Source organism: Escherichia sp. MAL-1 (genome assembly GCF_052948035.1).
In genome coordinates this window covers 189,317-211,331 of sequence record NZ_CM129609.1, presented here as the reverse complement: position 1 = coordinate 211,331, position 22,015 = coordinate 189,317, and the positions used below count along the sequence as shown (strand labels likewise).

At 52.5% G+C, this 22,015-nt stretch carries 14 protein-coding genes and 2 pseudogenes; 6 read left to right on the top strand and 10 right to left on the bottom strand.

All coding sequences use genetic code 11. The features are described from left to right. Nucleotides 1–363 precede the first annotated feature (363 nt). Nucleotides 364–2,013 (top strand): alpha,alpha-trehalase, encoded by a 1,650-nt coding sequence (locus ACU8XX_RS00985; RefSeq protein WP_000934218.1) that lies wholly within the window; start codon nucleotides 364–366, stop codon nucleotides 2,011–2,013. Nucleotides 2,014–2,063: 50 nt separating this feature from the next. Here ACU8XX_RS00985 and ACU8XX_RS00980 read toward each other — a convergent pair whose 3' ends face one another. Next, complete coding sequence (locus tag ACU8XX_RS00980) at nucleotides 2,064–2,666, bottom strand: helix-turn-helix transcriptional regulator (RefSeq protein WP_001167676.1); 603 nt, start codon at nucleotides 2,664–2,666, stop codon at nucleotides 2,064–2,066. A 519-nt stretch (nucleotides 2,667–3,185) separates the two neighbouring features. Here ACU8XX_RS00980 and ACU8XX_RS00975 point away from each other — a divergent pair. The 3 genes from ACU8XX_RS00975 (at nucleotide 3,186) to ACU8XX_RS00965 (ending at nucleotide 6,880) form a co-directional block, all read left to right on the top strand. Continuing rightward, nucleotides 3,186–4,085 carry a LysR family transcriptional regulator gene (locus ACU8XX_RS00975; protein ID WP_001338712.1) on the top strand — a complete coding sequence of 300 codons (900 nt, stop codon included), beginning with the start codon at nucleotides 3,186–3,188 and terminating at the stop codon, nucleotides 4,083–4,085. Between the two features lie 48 nt (nucleotides 4,086–4,133). Further along, nucleotides 4,134–5,147, top strand: a complete 1,014-nt coding sequence (gene yhjD, locus ACU8XX_RS00970) for an inner membrane protein YhjD (RefSeq protein WP_000191237.1) — start codon at nucleotides 4,134–4,136, stop codon at nucleotides 5,145–5,147. 410 nt (nucleotides 5,148–5,557) lie between these two features. Further along, entirely contained in the window at nucleotides 5,558–6,880 is a 1,323-nt protein-coding gene (locus ACU8XX_RS00965; protein WP_001149003.1) for an MFS transporter, read from the top strand. Between the two features lie 181 nt (nucleotides 6,881–7,061). On the opposite strand, the gene ACU8XX_RS00960 is transcribed toward ACU8XX_RS00965, so the two are convergent. Both ACU8XX_RS00960 and pdeH read right to left on the bottom strand, forming a co-directional pair. Continuing rightward, nucleotides 7,062–9,122 carry an AsmA family protein gene (locus ACU8XX_RS00960; protein ID WP_001296794.1) on the bottom strand — a complete coding sequence of 687 codons (2,061 nt, stop codon included), beginning with the start codon at nucleotides 9,120–9,122 and terminating at the stop codon, nucleotides 7,062–7,064. Between the two features lie 69 nt (nucleotides 9,123–9,191). Beyond that, on the bottom strand, nucleotides 9,192–9,959 hold the full coding sequence (gene pdeH / locus ACU8XX_RS00955) for a cyclic-guanylate-specific phosphodiesterase (RefSeq protein ID WP_001295219.1): 768 nt from the start codon (nucleotides 9,957–9,959) through the stop codon (nucleotides 9,192–9,194). A gap of 231 nt (nucleotides 9,960–10,190) precedes the next feature. Between pdeH and kdgK the strand changes: the two genes are divergently transcribed. Continuing rightward, nucleotides 10,191–11,120 carry a 2-dehydro-3-deoxygluconokinase gene (gene kdgK, locus ACU8XX_RS00950; protein WP_000037562.1) on the top strand — a complete coding sequence of 310 codons (930 nt, stop codon included), beginning with the start codon at nucleotides 10,191–10,193 and terminating at the stop codon, nucleotides 11,118–11,120. A gap of 95 nt (nucleotides 11,121–11,215) precedes the next feature. Here the strand turns inward: kdgK and ACU8XX_RS00945 are convergent, their stop codons facing one another. From ACU8XX_RS00945 to ACU8XX_RS00925, 5 genes and pseudogenes are all read right to left on the bottom strand, one after another. Next, nucleotides 11,216–12,712: a M16 family metallopeptidase gene (locus ACU8XX_RS00945; RefSeq protein WP_001163141.1), complete on the bottom strand. Its 1,497-nt coding sequence runs from the start codon at nucleotides 12,710–12,712 to the stop codon at nucleotides 11,216–11,218. 220 nt (nucleotides 12,713–12,932) lie between these two features. Next, entirely contained in the window at nucleotides 12,933–14,219 is a 1,287-nt protein-coding gene (dctA, locus tag ACU8XX_RS00940; RefSeq protein WP_016241693.1) for a C4-dicarboxylate transporter DctC, read from the bottom strand. 182 nt (nucleotides 14,220–14,401) lie between these two features. Then, nucleotides 14,402–16,390, bottom strand: a complete 1,989-nt coding sequence (hmsP, locus tag ACU8XX_RS00935) for a biofilm formation regulator HmsP (RefSeq protein WP_001266293.1) — start codon at nucleotides 16,388–16,390, stop codon at nucleotides 14,402–14,404. An 81-nt stretch (nucleotides 16,391–16,471) separates the two neighbouring features. After that, nucleotides 16,472–18,715: pseudogene (gene bcsC, locus ACU8XX_RS00930) on the bottom strand (cellulose synthase complex outer membrane protein BcsC); the annotation flags it as partial. A 16-nt stretch (nucleotides 18,716–18,731) separates the two neighbouring features. After that, a protein-coding gene (locus ACU8XX_RS00925) for an IS1-like element IS1A family transposase (RefSeq protein ID WP_103215986.1) occupies nucleotides 18,732–19,429 on the bottom strand; the annotation gives its coding sequence in 2 pieces (ribosomal slippage) (nucleotides 18,732–19,180 and nucleotides 19,180–19,429; 699 coding nt in all). Nucleotides 19,430–19,485: 56 nt separating this feature from the next. On the opposite strand from ACU8XX_RS00925, the pseudogene bcsG reads away from it, so the two are divergent. Beyond that, nucleotides 19,486–21,060, top strand: a pseudogene (gene bcsG, locus ACU8XX_RS00920) (cellulose biosynthesis protein BcsG); the annotation flags it as partial. Between the two features lie 86 nt (nucleotides 21,061–21,146). Here the strand turns inward: bcsG and ldrD are convergent. Together ldrD and ACU8XX_RS00910 are read right to left on the bottom strand one after the other, a co-directional pair. Continuing rightward, the gene (gene ldrD / locus ACU8XX_RS00915) at nucleotides 21,147–21,254 is read right to left on the bottom strand and encodes a type I toxin-antitoxin system toxic polypeptide LdrD (RefSeq protein ID WP_000141634.1); all 108 of its coding nucleotides are present in this window, start codon (nucleotides 21,252–21,254) and stop codon (nucleotides 21,147–21,149) included. A 375-nt stretch (nucleotides 21,255–21,629) separates the two neighbouring features. After that, on the bottom strand, nucleotides 21,630–21,737 hold the full coding sequence (locus tag ACU8XX_RS00910; RefSeq protein WP_001295224.1) for a type I toxin-antitoxin system toxin Ldr family protein: 108 nt from the start codon (nucleotides 21,735–21,737) through the stop codon (nucleotides 21,630–21,632). Nucleotides 21,738–22,015: the final 278 nt, after the last annotated feature.

Below are 22,015 nucleotides of genomic sequence, written 5' to 3'. Positions count from 1 at the left end.
TTTTCCAGAATGCTGCAAACGTCTCTGCGAGACAAAGCCATCATAAAAAACAGTGAGATACGCTTTTTGATAGGAATCAATCAATTACATGAATATAAACTATCAATAAGATAGCCTGTGCCTATTACCCAGATCAGGAATGGCATATCATGATTGCGGCGAGAGCAGGATTGAATGTTCTGAAAATGAAAAACAACACGAAATCCGTATTTTTATAAATTCCATGGATATTAGTGCGTTATATTTTTTGACAGGTTAATAAACGTGATCCACCGCACGCTTTGTCGCCCACCAGGCGGAGCGAATGACTACCCTTAAAGAAAAGCCCGATAATTAGCGACGAATTTCGGAGGTTGGATCCTTATGCTCAATCAGAAAATTCAAAACCCTAATCCAGACGAACTGATGATCGAAGTCGATCTCTGCTATGAGCTGGACCCGTATGAATTAAAACTGGATGAGATGATCGAGGCAGAACCGGAACCCGAGATGATTGAAGGGCTGCCCGCCTCTGATGCGCTGACGCCTGCCGATCGCTATCTCGAACTGTTCGAGCATGTTCAGTCGGCGAAAATTTTCCCCGACAGTAAAACCTTTCCCGACTGCGCACCCAAAATGGACCCGCTGGATATTTTAATCCGCTACCGTAAAGTGCGCCGTCATCGTGATTTTGACTTGCGCAAGTTTGTTGAAAATCACTTCTGGCTGCCGGAGGTCTACTCCAGCGAGTATGTATCGGACCCGCAAAATTCCCTGAAAGAGCATATCGACCAGCTGTGGCCGGTGCTAACCCGCGAACCACAGGATCACATTCCGTGGTCTTCTCTACTGGCGCTGCCGCAGTCATATATTGTCCCGGGCGGCCGTTTTAGCGAAACCTACTATTGGGACTCCTATTTCACCATGCTGGGGCTGGCGGAAAGTGGTCGGGAAGATTTGCTGAAATGCATGGCCGATAACTTCGCCTGGATGATCGAAAACTATGGTCACATCCCCAACGGCAACCGCACCTATTATTTGAGCCGATCGCAACCACCGGTTTTTGCGCTGATGGTGGAGTTGTTTGAAGAAGATGGTGTACGCGGTGCGCGCCGCTATCTCGACCACCTTAAAATGGAATATGCCTTCTGGATGGACGGTGCAGAATCGTTGATCCCTAATCAGGCCTATCGCCATGTTGTGCGGATGCCGGACGGATCGCTGCTCAACCGTTATTGGGACGATCGCGACACGCCGCGTGACGAATCCTGGCTTGAGGACGTTGAAACCGCGAAACATTCTGGTCGCCCGCCCAACGAGGTGTACCGCGATTTACGCGCGGGAGCGGCCTCAGGTTGGGATTACTCTTCCCGTTGGCTGCGTGATACTGGTCGTCTGGCGAGCATTCGTACCACCCAGTTCATCCCCATCGATCTGAATGCCTTCCTGTTTAAACTGGAGAGCGCCATCGCCAACATCTCGGCGCTGAAAGGCGAGAAAGAGACAGAAGCGCTGTTCCGCCAGAAGGCCAGTGCCCGTCGCGATGCGGTAAACCGTTACCTCTGGGATGATGAAAACGGCATCTACCGCGATTACGACTGGCGACGCGAACAACTGGCGCTGTTTTCCGCTGCCGCCATTGTGCCGCTCTATGTCGGCATGGCGAACCATGAACAGGCCGATCGTCTGGCAAACGCCGTACGCAGCCGGTTACTGACACCTGGCGGGATTCTGGCAAGCGAGTACGAAACCGGTGAACAGTGGGATAAACCCAATGGCTGGGCACCGTTACAATGGATGGCAATTCAGGGATTTAAAATGTATGGCGATGACCTTCTGGGTGATGAAATCGCGCGCAGCTGGCTGAAAACGGTGAATCAGTTCTATCTGGAACAGCACAAAATGATCGAGAAATACCATATTGCCGATGGTGTTCCCCGCGAAGGCGGCGGTGGCGAGTATCCGTTGCAGGATGGGTTTGGCTGGACTAACGGTGTGGTACGCCGTTTAATTGGTTTGTACGGCGAACCATAATATTTTTACAGCCAGCCGCTAACTTCCTGCTGGCTGTAAAATTATCCTCTTCAGGAGGAGATATTTAACATCATTGCCGCCTGGGTGCGATTTTTCACTTCCAGACGGCGATACAGGGATTCCAGATGCGCTTTTACCGTTCCGGTACTGATATTCAGCGCTCTGCCGATCTCCTTATTTGATTCGCCCGCCGCTAACATGGTTAAAATCTCCCGCTGGCGGGCGCTTAACGATTTGAGATCTTTAATGTCCTTTTCCGGCGTCGTCCGCCAGTCTCCAGGCAGAAACATCATCCCCATCGCCGCACTATTTACCGCCAACGCAAATGTCTCGACGGTTGAATCACGAGGCACAATGGCCAGCACATTAAAATGGATAACTTCCTGTAACCACCGTTTATTGCAATCCGTCGCCGTGATTAACACCTTAACCTCAGGAAACTGCACCACGGTTTTTTGCAGCAACCAGTAGCAAAACTCACCATCCTGATCGCCATCGAGCATAACTAAGGCTTCAGGGTAACTTTCCAGCTTTTGCCATAACTCGTCTGCCTGACTGGCCCCCTGAATACTCACTCCTGGAATACGCTGCTGTAAACTGATTTTCATTCCATGAATAAATATTGACTGCCTGTCAAACATGACTATTTGCATAACTGAATCTCCACCTGAATACGTTAAAAAGACTTAAGTAGTGGAAGGGTATTACCCGCGAGAAAAAATAAGAATTCGCCATTTGGCGGTGGCCATTCTACAGAGATGACGCGTAGAAAATAGTTACCGATATAAATAGTTACAGCTAAACGCCTGAAATTACATGTCGAGGGCACTATTTAAAACAATTTTGAGGATTTCCTTATATTGGTGGTTAGTACGCATGCAATTAAAAATGAAACTCCGCGACTACAAGCCAAAATAACAAATGGCAATGAGACAAAAATAAGCACAAATAGCCAATACGTCCTCTATTCACTTTAAAGGGAATCACTGAAAAATACGCTCTGTTTAAGGGGATTCACCTTTCTCAGAAAGCTATTCCGCCCTTTTCCTGCTGAGAAATCGCCACATTCGTCATGACAACATTGTGAAACCCGGCATTAGATGTTAGAAAAAACAATAAACAATGCGATATGCGCGTTACTGTTTCGCTGTGAACAACAATCGGTCAAAGAAATGGATAAAATTCACGCAATGCAGTTGTTCATCAAAGTCGCGGAGCTGGAAAGTTTTTCCCGCGCGGCGGATTTCTTTGCTTTGCCAAAGGGAAGTGTTTCGCGCCAGATACAGGCACTGGAACATCAACTTGGCACCCAGCTTCTCCAGCGTACTACGCGACGGGTCAAACTCACGCCAGAAGGCATGACCTATTATCAACGGGCAAAAGATGTGTTGAGTAATCTCAGCGAACTGGACGGTCTGTTTCAACAGGATGCCACCAGTATCAGCGGTAAATTACGCATCGACATCCCGTCAGGAATCGCGAAAAACCTGTTACTGCCGCGTCTGTCGGAATTTCTCTATCAGCATCCGGGAATTGAGCTGGAACTGAGTAGCCATAACCGTCCGGTAGATATTCTTCATGATGGTTTTGATTGCGTGATACGCACTGGCGCGTTACCGGAAGATGGCGTTATCGCCCGTCCCCTCGGCAAACTGACCATGGTCAACTGTGCCAGTCCGCACTATCTGACGCGCTTTGGTTATCCGCAAAGCCCCGATGATCTGACTTCACACGCAATAGTGCGTTATACACCGCATCTGGGTGTACATCCGTTAGGTTTTGAGGTTGCCAGCGTTAATGGCGTCCAGTGGTTTAAGTCTGGCGGCATGTTGACGGTAAACAGTAGCGAAAACTATCTCGCCGCCGGTCTTGCCGGTCTGGGGATTATTCAGATCCCGCGCATTGCCGTGCGCGAAGCCCTGCGTGCCGGGCGGCTTATTGAAGTATTACCTGGCTACCGTGCCGAGCCGCTCTCCCTTTCGCTGGTTTATCCGCAGCGTCGGGAGCTTTCCCGGCGTGTAAACCTGTTTATGCAGTGGCTGGCTGGCGTAATGAAAGAGTACCTGGACTGACCGACTATACTTTTTAAGAATGACCACGACAGAAGGACAAAAGAGCGGATGACGCAGGAAAACGAGATCAAACGTCCCATCCAGGATCTGGAGCACGAGCCGATTAAGCCGTTGGATAATAGCGAGAAAGGCAGCAAAGTTAGCCAGGCGCTGGAAACCGTCACCACCACTGCCGAAAAAGTCCAACGCCAACCGGTTATTGCGCACCTGATTCGCGCGACAGAACGCTTTAACGATCGGCTGGGTAACCAGTTTGGTGCGGCTATCACCTATTTCTCATTTTTGTCGATGATACCAATTTTGATGGTGTCGTTTGCCGCAGGGGGCTTTGTGCTGGCCTCCCATCCGATGTTGCTACAGGATATCTTCGACAAAATTCTGCAAAACATCAGCGATCCGACGCTAGCCGCCACGTTGAAAAACACCATCAACACCGCCGTTCAGCAGCGTACAACTGTAGGGCTTGTCGGCCTGGCGGTGGCACTTTATTCCGGCATCAACTGGATGGGTAACCTGCGTGAAGCGATTCGTGCCCAGTCGCGCGATGTCTGGGAACGCTCGCCGCAAGATCAGGAGAAGTTCTGGGTAAAATATCTGCGAGATTTTATTTCGCTGATTGGTTTGTTGATTGCGCTGATTGTGACGCTTTCGATCACCTCGGTTGCCGGTTCGGCGCAGCAAATGATTATTAGCGCCCTGCACCTGAACAGCATTGAGTGGCTGAAACCGACGTGGCGATTGATTGGCCTGGCGATTTCCATCTTCGCCAACTATCTGCTTTTCTTCTGGATCTTCTGGCGGTTGCCGCGCCACCGTCCGCGCAAAAAAGCCCTGATTCGCGGAACATTTCTGGCTGCTATTGGTTTTGAAGTGATTAAAATCGTGATGACCTACACCCTGCCATCGTTGATGAAATCCCCCTCTGGCGCAGCATTTGGTTCCGTGCTGGGGCTGATGGCATTTTTCTACTTCTTCGCCCGTTTGACGCTGTTTTGCGCGGCGTGGATTGCCACCGCCGAATATAAAGACGACCCGCGAATGCCGGGGAAAACGCAGCCTTAAAATAGGCCGGATGCGGCGTAAACGCCTTATCCGGCATACGATTTTATTCGGCCTGGCTCCCCGTAGGCCGGATAAGATGCGCCAGCATCGCATCCGGCTATAATGCGCACATAACCTCTTGAAACTCGTCCCCAGAGCCTCTTCAGCCATCTATTTGGGAGCAAACAATTTCATTCCAACTCATAACCCCAGCATATAAATCCAGTTGGTAACTTTTATTTAACCTGAAACCAGTTTTATCCACTATTTATAAAATTATGTGAAGCATTTCATAGAAGAAAAATCACTGGCCTAAACATTATCCCCTTTTTGCCTGATTTTTGACCATTTCCGCGATTTGTTACACATTGAAATATCACTTTTGCTGTGCGTAATATGGCTATTCGTTAGCCAAAAAATAAGAAAAGATTATGCAAGCAACAGCCACAACACTCGACCACGAGCAAGAATACACGCCGATCAACTCGCGTAATAAAGTCCTTGTCGCCTCTCTCATTGGCACAGCCATTGAGTTCTTCGACTTTTACATTTACGCCACTGCGGCCGTTATTGTGTTTCCGCATATCTTCTTCCCGCAGGGCGATCCTACGGCAGCAACGCTACAGTCGCTCGCCACCTTCGCCATCGCCTTCGTCGCGCGCCCCATTGGCTCTGCCGTTTTTGGTCATTTTGGCGATCGCGTTGGGCGTAAAGCGACGCTGGTCGCCTCGTTGCTAACGATGGGGATTTCGACCGTGGTGATTGGTCTGCTGCCGGGCTATGCCACGATTGGTATTTTCGCCCCGCTGCTGCTGGCGCTGGCTCGATTTGGTCAGGGTCTGGGCTTAGGCGGTGAATGGGGCGGCGCGGCGCTGCTGGCGACTGAAAACGCCCCACCGCGCAAACGTGCACTGTATGGCTCCTTTCCGCAGCTGGGCGCACCGATTGGCTTCTTCTTTGCCAATGGCACTTTCTTGCTGCTTTCCTGGCTACTGACCGACGAGCAGTTTATGAGCTGGGGCTGGCGTGTGCCATTTATCTTCTCGGCGGTGCTGGTCATTATCGGCCTGTATGTTCGCGTGTCGCTGCATGAGTCGCCGGTGTTTGAGAAAGTCGCTAAAGCGAAAAAACAGGTGAAGATCCCGCTGGGTACGCTGCTGACCAAACATGTTCGCGTAACCGTACTGGGTACGTTCATTATGCTGGCAACCTATACGCTGTTTTACATCATGACGGTCTACTCTATGACCTTTAGTACCGCCGCCGCGCCAGTTGGGCTTGGCCTGCCGCGTAACGAAGTGTTGTGGATGTTGATGATGGCAGTTATTGGTTTTGGCGTGATGGTGCCAGTCGCTGGATTACTGGCTGATGCCTTTGGTCGCCGTAAAAGCATGGTAATCATCACCACGCTGATCATCCTGTTCGCGCTGTTCGCCTTTAACCCACTGCTCGGTTCTGGCAACCCGATTCTGGTTTTTGCCTTCCTGCTGCTGGGGTTAAGTCTGATGGGTCTGACCTTCGGGCCAATGGGTGCGCTGTTACCAGAGCTGTTTCCGACAGAAGTGCGTTACACCGGAGCATCGTTCTCTTACAACGTAGCGTCGATTCTCGGGGCTTCCGTTGCGCCATATATCGCAGCCTGGTTGCAGACTAACTACGGGCTAGGTGCGGTGGGGTTATATCTGGCGGCGATGGCTGGCTTGACGTTAATCGCCCTGCTGCTGACCCATGAGACGCGACATCAGTCGTTGTAATAAGAGTGAAAAGCCTGATGCGCTACGCTTATCAGGCCTGAATTTCCATACAATATATTGAATTCGCAAGGATTTGTAGGCCGGATAAGGCGTTCACGCCGCATCCGGCATGAACAAAGCACACTTTGCCAACAATCTAAATCTGTTTAATTGCCGGATGTCAGACATCCGGCAATTATCATCACTTCTTCATCTGCGACAAAATCGTCCGACACTGATTAGCCTCCCCTTCGGAAGGTGAGATCAGTGCCAGTAACGCCGCCGCCGGTGTTACCAGCGTTGCCAGTGCCGCAGCAACAGCACCACGGGCAATCAGCGGTCCGGCTTTCACCCCAGCCTGCGGATTTTTAAACGTCCCCCGCACATACAGCGGCGAACGCAGTGTGATAATCCGAATTCCTTTACTCTCCGGATCAATAGTCAAATCCAGCTGTTCCGAAGCAAAACTTGCCGTGCCGGTAACATTAATCAACGCGTTCTCAGTATCGAAAGCAAAAATCTGCGGGCGCGCCACGCCGTTGGCAATATTCAGATTCGCCGCCGCGCAGTTCACCCGCACCTCATCATCACCAAATATCGCACCGACAATGTAGTTGCCGACATTCAGCCCAACAATCTCCATCAGGTTGCGGCTCACCAGCCCGTCATTCATCAACAGTTTCAGGTTGCCGTTACTGTTGCCTAAAAGTGCCGCCACCGAGTTACCGCTACCGCGTAGTTCCGCGTCACCGTTCATTTCCCCCAGCGTCTTCTGCATCAGTTCCACATCGGGCATCAGTTCTTTCAGTTTCAGTCGACGAGCCTGAATATCTGCCCGCCCCTGCATCGGCTTTTTATCGCCTTCCAGATGAATATTCGCCGCAATGCTGCCGCCCGCCATGCCAAATTTCAGCGGTTGCAGGCGCAGGTCAGCATTTTTGAGGATGATATGAGTAGAAAGATCGCTAATCGGCAGGCTACTGCCATGCTCAATGCGCCGCCCTTTGAAGCGAACATCGGCATCCATAACGTCCCATTTATCGGTTTCGAAGCGGTCATAAGGCAGCACTTTGCCCGCAGGCTGAACGCTTTTTTCGCCCTTCTTCTGTTCAGACCGTTTCGACTTTTCTGCCCCTTTCCCGGAATCAACGCCAATCAACGGTCCCAGGTCCGCCAGCCGCAATTGCCGCGACTCGACATCACCTTCCAGTTTTGGTCGTGGCTTTCCGGTGGTGTAGACCAGAGAACCGTGGATATCGCTATCACCAATTCGCCCATTAAAACCGCGATAATCAAAGACCGACGATTTTTCAGTGTCGATTTTCGCTACCAGCCGACCATCCGTTTCAAACGGCGGGGTATCGGGCAGCAGAACGCCCGTCAGTTCATAGAGATCACCCAGTGAATCGCCAGAAAATTTAAGCCGTAAATCGACACCGCCCATCTTCATTGGGTCATTCACGACGCCATCAAAAGCAACACGGGTGTTACCAGAGCGGAAATCAGCCTGTACCGGAAACGGCGTCCCTTCGCCACGCAGCGCCAGCATACCGCCTATTTTTCCCGTACCCGTGAGCGGTTCACCGTTATATCGTCCCTGCGCCTTCAGGCCAAAAACGTAATCGCCCACCTTTTCTTTATCCGCTTTACCTTTCGATCCAGTAACTTCGCTGAACGGCAGCGGCTTGCCTAAGGGATCAACAAAAATCTCCAGATCCGCTTTGCTTACTTTGTCATCAATGGCGATCCGCCCTTGATCGAAAAGAATATTATCCAGCCGAAACGACCATGCCGACGGCTTTGCATTCGCGTCTTTGTTATCATCGTTGGCAAGATTAAACGTCCAGTTATTGTTCTTTTCAGAGAGGCGAATCAGGCGCGCGTCGGGCTTTTCGAGCTTGATCCACGGCAGCCAGACCGTTTTGGTCAGCAGCGCCAGCGGGGCCAGCGTTGCCTCTACGCGTGGCAAATGCACCATCGTGACTTCGGGAATATCCGGTGGATTGCCAAGAATGATGTCTTCCGCGTGTACATGGGGCCACGGCACCCAGCTGCGCCAGCCAGTTTCTTGTTTTTGCCGCTCCCACACCACGCCCAGATCGCCACGGATAGCGAACGGACGATTCAACTCCGCAGAGACTTTCTGGTTGATAGTCGGTTTGAGTCGATTCCAGTCAAAAGTTGCAATCAAAATGATCGCCACGACAATCAACAACAAGAAAGCCCCTGAAATCGCAGCGGTTATTTTGCCTGCCTTGCTCATCGTTCGCTTCCTCATATTCTTCCTGTGCCAGTCCTAAAGATAGTCCAGCCAGGCGGAAAATGAGGCAGCTTATAGCGCCAGAACCGCCGTATTCAGCGTTTCTATCGGTGCCGGGCGTGAAAGAAACCAGCCTTGTGCGGCGAATGCGGGCGAGTTCTGAACATCACGCCACTCTTCCGGCGTTTCTACGCCCTCGACAATCACCCCGCGACAATAGCGATTCATTAGATGTAAAAGCTGAGAAAAGAGTGTGCGTCCTTCCGGCGACTGACGCAGCATCACAAACAGTTCTCGCGCGATTTTGATGTAGTCATAACGCACTTCACTTAGCGCAGAGAAATTTGCCATCCCGGTACCAAAATCATCCAGCCACAGCGGGCCAAATTCACACATCGAGGCAAAGGTTGAATCTTTCGGCAGACGGATATGCTCCACCAGTTCGAAACGCAGCCAGGGAAGACGCTCAATCTGGCGCAGGATTTTTGGTTGCTGACGCAGGGCGATGAGCGTAGGGCCATCAATATTGACCGATGCCAGCAGGCCGTGCTCTATAAAGAAGTCGGCTTTTTGCGCCAGCAAATCAATCTGCTCTTTCACAACCTCCATCCGATGGCTGACGGTGATTTCAGTAAAATAGCGATCCGGCGGCAGGCGTTGCGAAGGGTTCAAGGGATGCGTGACCACCGTTAATAGCTCCACGGCCATTAACCGCCCGCATGTTTGATAGATCGGCTGCCAGGTGTAAGCACGCTCACACTGCAACCAAAAACGCCGTTCCTGCAAGCTCTCGATGCTTGCTTCAGGGTTGCTTATTCGCTGGATAACCTGCCTTATCATCAAAGATGTCCTGTGTTTAAAAGTGATGCTGCCCGGACTCGACAAAGATTATCGGCGCGTAAGGGCAGAACTTTACCGCCTGGCCGGGGTAAATTTCCTCACTCCACAACGGAATCTTTCAGGAATACGTTCTGGCTCAAAAAAATAATGGAACACTGTTTTAATATGGTTGACCAGCAAACCACCACAGCGCAAACTAACGCTAATTTTTTACAGATCAGGTTCACGACTATGTCCAAAAAGATTGCCGTGATTGGCGAATGCATGATTGAGCTTTCCGAGAAAGGCGCGGACGTTAAGCGCGGTTTCGGCGGCGATACCCTGAACACTTCCGTCTATATCGCCCGTCAGGTCGATCCTGCGGCATTAACCGTTCATTACGTAACGGCGCTGGGAACGGACAGTTTTAGCCAGCAGATGCTGGACGCCTGGCACGGCGAGAACGTTGATACTTCCCTGACCCAACGGATGGAAAACCGTCTGCCGGGCCTTTACTACATTGAAACCGACAGCACCGGCGAGCGTACGTTCTACTACTGGCGGAACGAAGCCGCCGCCAAATTCTGGCTGGAGAGTGAGCAGTCTGCGGCGATTTGCGAAGAGCTGGCGAATTTCGATTATCTCTACCTGAGCGGGATTAGCCTGGCGATCTTAAGCCCGACCAGCCGCGAAAAGCTGCTTTCCCTGCTGCGCGAATGCCGCGCCAACGGCGGAAAAGTGATTTTCGACAATAACTATCGTCCGCGCCTGTGGGCCAGCAAAGAAGAGACACAGCAGGTGTACCAACAAATGCTGGAATGCACGGATATCGCCTTCCTGACGCTGGACGACGAAGACGCGCTGTGGGGTCAACAGCCGGTGGAAGACGTCATTGCGCGCACCCATAACGCGGGCGTGAAAGAAGTGGTGGTGAAACGCGGGGCGGATTCTTGCCTGGTGTCCATTGCTGGCGAAGGGTTAGTGGATGTTCCGGCGGTGAAACTGCCGAAAGAAAAAGTGATCGATACCACCGCAGCTGGCGACTCTTTCAGTGCCGGTTATCTGGCGGTACGTCTGACAGGCGGCAGCGCGGAAGACGCGGCGAAACGTGGGCACCTGACCGCAAGTACCGTTATTCAGTATCGCGGCGCGATTATCCCGCGTGAGGCGATGCCAGCGTAAACGCAGCATATGCAAAAGGCTGGATAAAGTGTTACCCCTCTATCCAGCTCATCCATAAATACCTGATGGTTGTGCTAACTCATCACCATCAGGCATTACTGTGCAGGTGGAATATCCGTCACTTCAGGATGTACGTCATCCGTGGCGACAGAGGTGGTCGCAGCGGCGGTAGATGGGGCCATGATTTGATCCCAGACCGCCTGCAACGCTTTCATGTTAAATTCCGGCTCGCCTTTCGGCTGCAGCAGTATTAACGCCATATCATTCGACAACTGTTGACGCAGATCCTGATTTAACATCTCTACCGTCAGGCTATTAAGGAAATCCTGCCGCAGTTTCTGATATTGCTCCGGCGCGATATCGACAACCTGATTTTGCAACGAACGCATCCGCTGACCCATCAGAATATCGGTATCAGCTCGTGCATAGGCGGCAAACAGTTTCTGCAGCTCCAGTTTCTTTTGCGCCACTAACGCATTGAACTCTTCTTCCGGCAGACCTTTATCGCGAACCTTCGCCAGTTCACGCGCCACCAGATTAAGGTTGCTGTTCAGCTTGTCGTTTGGTGATTCGATGTTGATGGCACACTGCGCACGCAGATACAGCACACGGCAGTCAAATCCAAGACCGATGTCTTTGCTGTTACTGGCACTTAACGCTTGCTGAACATGCCAGAACAGCGCCTCGCGGGCCAGGTCCGCACGCCAGTAGCGCAGCAGTGCGGCTGATTCACGAATCGGCTGCCACGGCGTATCCCACATGATAGATAACCGGTCCTGACGCACCGCGTCAGTCATAATACTCACCGCTTCCGCACGCAGCGGAGAAAGCGTCGGCACCGGAGCTGGCGTTTCACGTTTGCCTTTCAGTTCGCCAAACGTTTTGTTTATTTGGTCGACAACCGAGCGCGCATCCACGTTTCCCACCACCAGTAGCGTCATTGCATCCGGGGTGTACCATTTCTGATAGAAATCTTTAATTTTTTCCGCTTCAACGGGTTGTTTCAGCGGATCGGCAGGATCGTGACCTAACAAGGTTGACCCTTTCAGACGATAGCGCCACCAGCCCTCTTTAGTATCGGCAGGCCAGGTTGCCACCATGTCCTGACTTTGCAGCGCGTGGTTGATGGTTTCTGGTGTGATGGTCAATTTGCCAGTGGCATTTGCCAGATAAGAGAGCGCTTCTTTCAGCAAATCGTTACGGTTATTGGGCAAACTCAGATTAAACAGCGTGGTGTCATAAGAGACAATTACCGGCGGCATCGGGCGTTTAGGGTCGATCCCCTGCTGCCACAATGAACGCGCCTGTGCTGCGTCAAGGCCACCGCTTTGCGTTAGCGCAATACGAGGGATGGCGTGACTGTAACCGCTCTGTTGTGTACTTTCGGCGAGCGAACCGGTATTAACCAGCAGGCGAATTTCAACACGATCGCTGGGACGCTGGGGGGTGGTCAGCACTTGCCACTGTAAACCGTTGGAAAGCGTCCCCTGTTGCCATGCTGGATCAGGCTGGAGCGCATCTGCCTGCACATAGCCAGCAGTGGCCATCATCAGCAAACCGCCCGCTAAAAGTCGAATTTTTGTGCCCTGCATGTGAACCCCTGATCAACTATCCTGGTAATAAAAAAACTGCCCGTTGTCGGTCAGTCTAAATGACGTTAAAAACACTTCGTGTTAGACCGCAAGAACATGAAAATGTCACGGAAGAAGTGAAATAAACCTGAACTCACCCAGGTGGTAAGTTCAGGCACAGGGGTCAATTATGCGCAAACACCCGCACTCGGGGAAGGGAGTGCGGGCATAAGTGATGAGATTAAGAGGATAATTCGTGCGTTTTGCCATCCGTCGCACGATTATTCAGCACATCGTCCAGTTTTTTGTGGTCCAGTTCTTTCACCCACTTAGCAACGACAATGGTCGCTACGCCGTTACCGACCAGGTTAGTCAGCGCACGAGCTTCTGACATAAAGCGGTCGATACCGAGGATCAGCGCCAGACCCGCTACCGGCAAATGGCCCACCGCAGAGAGCGTCGCCGCCAGCACGATAAAGCCACTACCCGTTACCCCTGCCGCCCCTTTAGAAGAAAGCAGCAACACGATTAACAGCGTGATTTGGTGGACGATATCCATCTGACTGTTAGTGGCCTGGGCGATAAACACCGCCGCCATTGTCAGGTATATCGATGTGCCATCAAGGTTAAACGAGTAGCCTGTCGGGATGACCAGCCCCACCACCGATTTACGGCAGCCGAGTTTCTCCATCTTGTCGAGCATACGCGGCAGCGCCGACTCGGAAGATGAAGTCCCCAGTACAATCAGCAGTTCTTCACGGATGTAGCGGATAAATTTGAAGATACTGAAACCAGTCGCTTTAGCGATTGAACCCAATACCAGCACCACAAACAGGATACAGGTAATGTAGAAACAGATAATCAGCTGCCCCAGTTGCACCAGTGTGCCGACGCCGTATTTACCGATGGTAAACGCCATTGCCCCGAACGCACCAATAGGTGCCAGACGCATGATCATATTGATGATGCCGAAGATGACCTGCGAGAAACTTTCGATGACGTTAAAAATCAGTTGGCCTTTGCTGCCCAGACGGTGGAGCGCAAAACCAAACAGTACGGCAAACAGCAGCACCTGCAGAATGTTACCGCTGGCAAATGCGCCAATGACGCTCGCCGGGATGACATCCATAATGAAGGCGACAATGCCCTGGTCTTTCGCCTGATCGGCGTAAACCGCTACCGCTTTCGCATCAAGCGTTGCCGGATCGACGTTCATTCCGGCACCAGGCTGCACGACGTTAACGATGATAAGACCAATAATCAGCGCGATGGTACTGACAATTTCAAAGTAAAGCAGTGCGACTGCGCCGGTACGACCGACCGCCTTCATGCTTTCCATGCCCGCAATGCCCGTTACGACGGTACAAAAGATGACAGGAGCGATGATCATCTTAATGAGCTTAACGAAGCCGTCGCCAAGCGGTTTCATTTGCTCGCCTATTTCAGGATAGAAATGGCCAAGGAGAATACCAATGGCTATCGCTGTCAGGACCTGAAAGTAAAGGCTTTTAAACAGAGAGGTTTTCATAGGGTGTCCTTTAGTAAAACCACAGGTCTTGTAAGGTTATGGGGTACCTGCGGCCTTAAAATAACACCCAGACAACATCACAGAAATGTACCTGGATCATAATTGAAACAAAAAGGTTAAAAAGTTTGAGCTGGCTCGCACAAACCAGCACTTTTTAAAGTTTTGTAATCAGTTTGGGGTAGCTACTTTTCTTCCAGGTAACTCTCTTCGAAGATTTCAATAGGGAGTGGGCGAGCAAAAAGGAAGCCCTGGGCAATACCAACGCCCGCTTTTGCCAGCCAGTCGCGTTGTGCTTCAGTCTCCACGCCTTCGGCAATCATTTGTAAGTTCAGGCTCTGCGCCAGCATGATAATTGCAGCAATCATGCTGCTATCTCCCGGCAAGCCTTCAACAAACATTTTGTCGATTTTCAGTACGTCGATTGGCAACGATTTCATATGCTGCAGCTGACGCAGCCCTGCGTAGCCCATGCCGAAATCATCCAGCGCCACCCGAACTCCGGCATTGCGCAGCGGACGGAGGATTGCCACCGCAGCATGAGGGTCGTCAATACGTCGGCTTTCTGTCACTTCCAGAATCAGTGTTCCCGGCTGAATGCGATAGCGGGTTAACAGTTCCAGCATATCCGCCACCATATTCGGGTGCATCAGTTGCAGCGCAGAGAGGTTTACCGACAAGGGCAGCATAATGCCGCGCTCTTGCCAGGCTGCAAGCAATCGACAGGACTCTTCCAGCACCCAGTGACCGACGGTAACCATCAGCCCACAGCACTCAATGCGATCGATTAAGCCATCCGGCAGGTCCCAACTGCCATCCGGTTGCTGGATACGCAGTAACACTTCCGCACTGACCAGTTTACCGCTGGTCATCTCGACCTGTGGCTGTAACCAAATAGCAAACTGATGATTTTCCAGTGCATTAAGGATATCGCTCTCTTCCGTCAACCGCTTCTGGGCGGCTTCCATCTGCTGCGGATCAAAGAACTGAATCTGATTCTTGCCTTTATGGCGAGCGGTAAATGCCGCAGAAATAGCGCGACTGTAAAGCTGTTCGGCGGTGAGATCGCCGTAGAACATCGCCACGCCAATGCTACAGTGCGGACGGAGTTGAATACGTTCAATCGGCAGGCGCTCGCTCATGATAGTGAGCACTTGCTGACCTAAGGTGATTGCGTGCCACGGTTCCTGTACACCGTTGGCAATGACAGCAAAGTCATAACCGCTAATCTGCGCGAGGATCATACGTGGCGACAGTACCGATTTGAGTTTTTCCACCAGCGTCAGCAGCAGAATTTCTCGTTGCGCCTCTTTCAGCACGCCCGCAGTATCACGCAGGGTTTCACAGGTGATGATCATCAGCGCGGTGGTTTGTTTACGCGCGACAACCTGCTCCAGCATCTCCATCAGCAAGGCTTTGTTCGGCAAATCCGACACCGGGAAGCGCATCGCATTTTCGTTCTGTTCTTCATAATGGCGCTGCAGCAATTGCTGGTTGAGGTTGTAACTGCGCACCAACATACCGATTTCATCGTCCTGATGCAGACGCGGTAATGCCAGTTGGTGACCAACAAGCTCCTTGGCTGGGATGGCGTTAAGTTCGCGAGCAATATTGCGTAACGGATGCAAAATCAGGCGGTTAATGCACCAGCTGATGGCGACGGTCAGGATAAGCGACAAAAGTAAGTAAATGGTCACTAACGTTGAGAGGGTGCTCATCACGAACTTATACATACGGAAGGAATCCGCCTGTAGTACCAGATAGGCAATTGGCTGCGGGTTTGCCGGACGTTCGAGCGAGTAAACGCCCAGCGAGATTTGAACCGGTAGCTCAAACAGGCGAGTAACCATTACCGGCACCGGGCGCTCTGGAATAAAACTTTTACGCAGCGCCTGGAACTGGTTAGGCAGCACTACATCGGCACGGCTGACCACGCCTGCCGGTTTAATGCTGGCAAGAATAGCTTCCGCTTCGGGAATATCGCCTTTCAAAATAGCTGAAGATAAGGGTTCGCGGACAGAGCGAGCAATGCTTTCCAGTTGCGTAGCCGTGTTATAGCGATTCTGCTGGACCAGATGGAACAGCAAAACGGTGCAAAAAATAAAAACGAACACCAGGACAACGGCTGCCACCATTGCCATCTGCTTGATTGTTAACGAGCGACTTACGCGCAAATTGTCTCCCCCCGGAAATCCCAGATTGCCGCCCGAGTATACCCGATCGCAGCGGCATTAAGAGAGGCGCTATCTGAAAACTTACCAGTCGGCGTAAGGTATCAGCGGCTGCGGCGGTAAATCCATGTCACCCTGCCATCCGGCGGCGGAATAACGTACGTAGAGCAGGAAATGGCTGGGTGCGTAATCTTTCGCCTGCTGGATATCAATTGCCGTGCCAACAAACCAGTTGGAAGTAACACGTCGTTCAAGTAATGCCCGCGCCGTGTAGCCGAAGCCCTGACTGCTGCCGCCATCGTTGGATTGCCGCGCAGCTTCTTCCTGCCAGTCGGTCGGGATCAGATTCATCAGCGGATAACGCGGCATGGTTTTGGTGCGTGAATGCGACCACGAGCCAGACGCACCCAGCTCCCACGACCAGTTTTCCGTGCGCTCCCGCCACATCACCGGTATGGCAAACGACAGGTATTCCTGCGGACTGTAGTAACCGCCCTGACCGAGTGAGTAGCCACTCAGATCTTTGTCGTAATGCCAGATCATGTTGTTCAGGCCGATTGTGACGCGGCGATTGTTCTGGTTAATGACCTTATAGTAATAGCCCGTCATCCAGCGCACGCGCCAGTTATCTTCGACATTTTTACCGGTTAACTGGTCGCCACTAAGCGATGCCCAGACGCCGTTTGCTTCACCTTTATCGTAGCTCAGACTTAGCCCCACACCGTCGGCACGTACGCCACCCCATTTTTTCCCGGTATTGCTCGGGGAGTCTTTTTGCCCACCAAAGGCCAGCAAAGAACTGGAGATGGGCCGACGGTGGGCGTTAACGGTGTAACCCAGCGGCCCGATATCATCGCTGTAACTGATGCCGCCGACCACATCCACCACGTTGAAGCCCATCGGCGTGGTACCGATATCCCAGCTCCAGACGTCATTTCGCCAGCCGACCGCCACGCTGGCACCGGAGTCCGACTGGCTGCGGTTGCCGCTACAGTCCTGTAATGTACAGGTGCCCCAGTTGTCATCCCATTTGCCATCGGCATTAGTGGAGAAACTGCCGACGTTCATATTGACGAAATCACTGCGAAAGAACATCCGCCCGTCAGAATACGGCGCATCCACCTGCAACATGGTAGTGTGCGCTTTCAGATCGGAGTAACCACCGGTGCCGCTCGAACCCCAGTAATCGTGCTCAAGGGTGACGTTAAGATCCTGCTGGCGATAGAGGTCCGCCGCATCGCTGCGCACGCCACGTTTCAGCCAGTCATCTTTCTCGTCGTTACGGGTCAGTCGGGTAAAGGTGTCGTTATCCTGCGGACGCGTCGTAGTCACACCGGATGCGACCATGGCGTCTTTGTAGGTTTCCAGCGCCTGCGTTGGATCGCCCGCCTGCGCTTCAAACTTCGCACCATCACGCAGCACCATCGCGCTTTCCATCGACGGTGGCTGAGATTTTGCCTGCGGGATCAACTTATTAAACGTCCGCTGCACTGCTGCGGTATCGCCAAGCTGCGCCTGTGCCAGCGCCACGCGCCGCTGTGTGTTCAGCGAGGCGTTATCGGTAGCGGGCAGTTTCGCCAGCTGGCTACGTGCCGCCGCTTTGTCACCGGCAGCAATATCCACTTCCGTCAGACCAAGAATGGCGTCGGCGTTAGCTGGCTCCCGCGTCAGGACATTCTGATATGCAGCGCGGGCGGCGGTGTAATCACGTCGTTGTTGCGCCCAGTCAGCCAGCGTGAGGTCAATACGCGTGGAAGGTGGTTGCTGGCGCAGCATCGCTTCCGCTTCTGCCTCTTTGCCGCTTTCTCGCAGGCGGTTAGCGGTTTCCAGCACCTGATCGCTTTGCAGTCGATTAACCAGCTCCTGAATATTGCTGTTCCACTGCGCACGCGGCAGGCTGTTGATATGCGCCAGCGCCGCTCTGTCCTGGTCATGACCAGAGAGATACAGCCCGTAAGCGTAAACCTGCTCCGGGTCATTCGGCTTCTGCTGCGCCAGATTGCGCATTAACGTATCGGCCTGGCTGCGTTGTCCGGCCTGCCAGAGATCCTGCGAAAGTCGGTAAGTAATCCATACACTGCCGGGGTCCAGCGCCAGTCGTTGCCGCTGAAGTGCTGCCGCCTGCGCCCATTTGCCCTGGTTTTCCAGTGCCTCTGCCTGCTGTGCCAGACGGTCGTTTTGCAGGCTGCGTTCGATATCATCAATGCTACGCCGCTGACTGGCAGAGAGCGAGGCGATAAACGCTTCAGCTTTTTCTGGCGATTGCTGGCGGTAAATATTTGCCAGCCCGCGCACGGCGTTAGTGTTGCCGCTGTCCATACGCAAGGTCGGTAATGACTCCAACTTATTGATAGTGTTTTATGTTCAGATAATGCCCGATGACTTTGTCATGCAGCTCCACCGATTTTGAGAACGACAGCGACTTCCGTCCCAGCCGTGCCAGGTGCTGCCTCAGATTCAGGTTATGCCGCTCAATTCGCTGCGTATATCGCTTGCTGATTACGTGCAGCTTTCCCTTCAGGCGGGATTCATACAGCGGCCAGCCATCCGTCATCCATATCACCACGTCAAAGGGTGACAGCAGGCTCATAAGACGCCCCAGCGTCGCCATAGTGCGTTCACCGAATACGTGCGCAACAACCGTCTTCCGGAGCCTGTCATACGCGTAAAACAGCCAGCGCTGGCGCGATTTAGCCCCGACATAGCCCCACTGTTCGTCCATTTCCGCGCAGACGATGACGTCACTGCCCGGCTGTATGCGCGAGGTTACCGACTGCGGCCTGAGTTTTTTAAGTGACGTAAAATCGTGTTGAGGCCAACGCCCATAATGCGGGCTGTTGCCCGGCATCCAACGCCATTCATGGCCATATCAATGATTTTCTGGTGCGTACCGGGTTGAGAAGCGGTGTAAGTGAACTGCAGTTGCCATGTTTTACGGCAGTGAGAGCAGAGATAGCGCTGATGTCCGGCGGTGCTTTTGCCGTTACGCACCACCCCGTCAGTAGCTGAACAGGAGGGACAGCTGATAGAAACAGAAGCCACTGGAGCACCTCAAAAACACCATCATACACTAAATCAGTAAGTTGGCAGCATCACCGTGGGCGGGATATCTTAACTTCCATCCGCTCCTCAATTTGGTGTTTGCCGCGTTTCTGCTGATGCCCCTTCCGCGCTACAGCCTGCATCGCTTGCGCCACTGGATTGCCCTGCCGATCGGCTTTGCTTTGTTCTGGCATGACACCTGGTTGCCTGGCCCGGAAAGCATAATGAGCCAGGGTTCGCAGGTGGCGGGGTTCAGTACCGATTATTTAATCGACCTTGTCACACGCTTTATTAACTGGCAGATGATTGGGGCCATTTTTGTTTTATTAGTGGCCTGGTTATTCCTGTCACAATGGATTCGCATTACCGTTTTTGTGGTTGCCATACTGCTATGGCTGAACGTACTTACCCTGGCGGGACCAAGTTTCTCCTTGTGGCCAGCCGGACAACCGACGACCACTGTAACAACGACGGGTGGTAACGCAGCGGCAACCGTTGCGGCGACGGGTGGCGCACCGGTAGTGGGTGATATGCCCGCACAAACTGCACCGCCAACAACGGCGAACCTTAACGCCTGGCTGAATAATTTCTATAACGCGGAGGCGAAACGTAAATCGACCTTCCCGTCTTCGCTGCCCGCTGATGCTCAGCCATTTGAACTACTGGTGATTAACATCTGTTCGCTTTCCTGGTCGGATATAGAAGCCGCCGGGTTGATGTCGCATCCACTGTGGTCGCATTTCGATATTGAGTTCAAGAACTTTAACTCCGCCACCTCCTACAGTGGCCCGGCGGCGATCCGTTTACTGCGCGCCAGCTGCGGGCAGACTTCGCACACTAATCTGTATCAACCGGCAAATAACGACTGCTATCTGTTTGATAACCTTTCGAAACTGGGCTTTACCCAGCACCTGATGATGGGACATAACGGCCAGTTCGGCGGTTTTTTGAAAGAAGTTCGCGAAAATGGCGGCATGCAGAGCGAATTGATGGATCAAACAAATCTGCCGGTTATTTTGCTGGGCTTTGATGGTTCGCCGGTTTATGACGATACCGCTGTGCTTAACCGCTGGCTGGACGTTACCGAAAAAGATAAAAACAGCCGTAGTGCCACGTTCTACAACACGCTTCCACTGCATGACGGCAACCATTATCCGGGGGTCAGCAAAACAGCGGATTACAAAGCGCGGGCGCAGAAATTCTTTGATGAACTGGACGCCTTCTTTACTGAACTTGAGAAATCGGGTCGTAAAGTGATGGTGGTCGTGGTGCCGGAACACGGCGGCGCGCTGAAGGGCGACAGAATGCAGGTATCTGGCCTACGTGATATCCCTAGCCCGTCTATCACCGACGTCCCCGTTGGGGTGAAATTCTTCGGCATGAAGGCACCGCATCAGGGGGCACCGATTGTCATCGAACAACCGAGCAGCTTCCTGGCTATCTCCGATCTGGTGGTTCGCGTTCTCGATGGCAAGATTTTCACCGAAGACAATGTTGACTGGAAAAAACTCACCAGTGGGTTGCCACAAACAGCACCGGTCTCCGAGAACTCAAATGCAGTAGTTATTCAATACCAGGATAAACCGTACGTTCGCCTGAACGGCGGCGACTGGGTGCCTTACCCGCAGTAAGAACGAAAAAGGCCGCAGAGTTTCCCCCCTGCGGCCTGGTCCGGGCGCAAATTGCCATTACGGCAGCCTGACGCCCGCATGACACGTTACTTCCGCTTGTTCAGCCAGTTCACGATCATACTGGCAAGAATGCCAGCAATGACCGGAGCCGCTAAATCATGCCAGAAGGCCATGCCCAGCTCTGCGAACGTCATATAGCCGCCTGTGTTGTAATGACAACGTTTCGCGGCTATTCTTGAGTGGTCTAGAGTCAAGATTAGCCCCCGTGGTGTTGTCAGGTGCATACCTGCAACGTGCGGGGGTTTTCTCTCTCCAGCAACCAATGCCACCAGGGATAAAGCCCCCGCAACATTGCGCCTCACCGGAACCTTTCCGGCTTGCCGCTGATTCTACGACTGTTTTTCTGTTCCGGAATCCGTCACGTCTTCACTCTGTGCTGCGCATTCCGCAGAATATTATCCGCTTGCAACCGTTGCATTTTTCTTACGAAAAAGGCCGCAGAGTTTCACCCCTGCGGCCTGGTTCGGGCGCAAATTGCCATTACGGCAGCCTGACGCCCGCATGACACGTTACTTCCGCTTGTTCAGCCAGTTCACGATCATACTGGCAAGAATGCCAGCAATGACCGGAGCCGCTAAATCATGCCAGAAGGCCATGCCCAGTTCTGCGAGCGTCATATAGCCGCCTGTGTTGTAATGACAACGTTTCGCGGCTATTCTTGAGTTGTTCAGGTTCAAGAATGGCCCCCGTGATGTTGTCAGGTGCATACCTGCAACGTGCGGGGGTTTTCTCTCTCCAGCAACCAATGCCACCAGGGATAAAGCCCCCGCAACATTGCGCCTCACCGGAACCCTTCCGGCTTGACGCTGATTCTACGACTGTTTTTCTGTTCCGGAATCCGTCACGTCTTCACTCTGTGCTGCGCATTCCGCAGAATATTATCCGCTTGCAACCG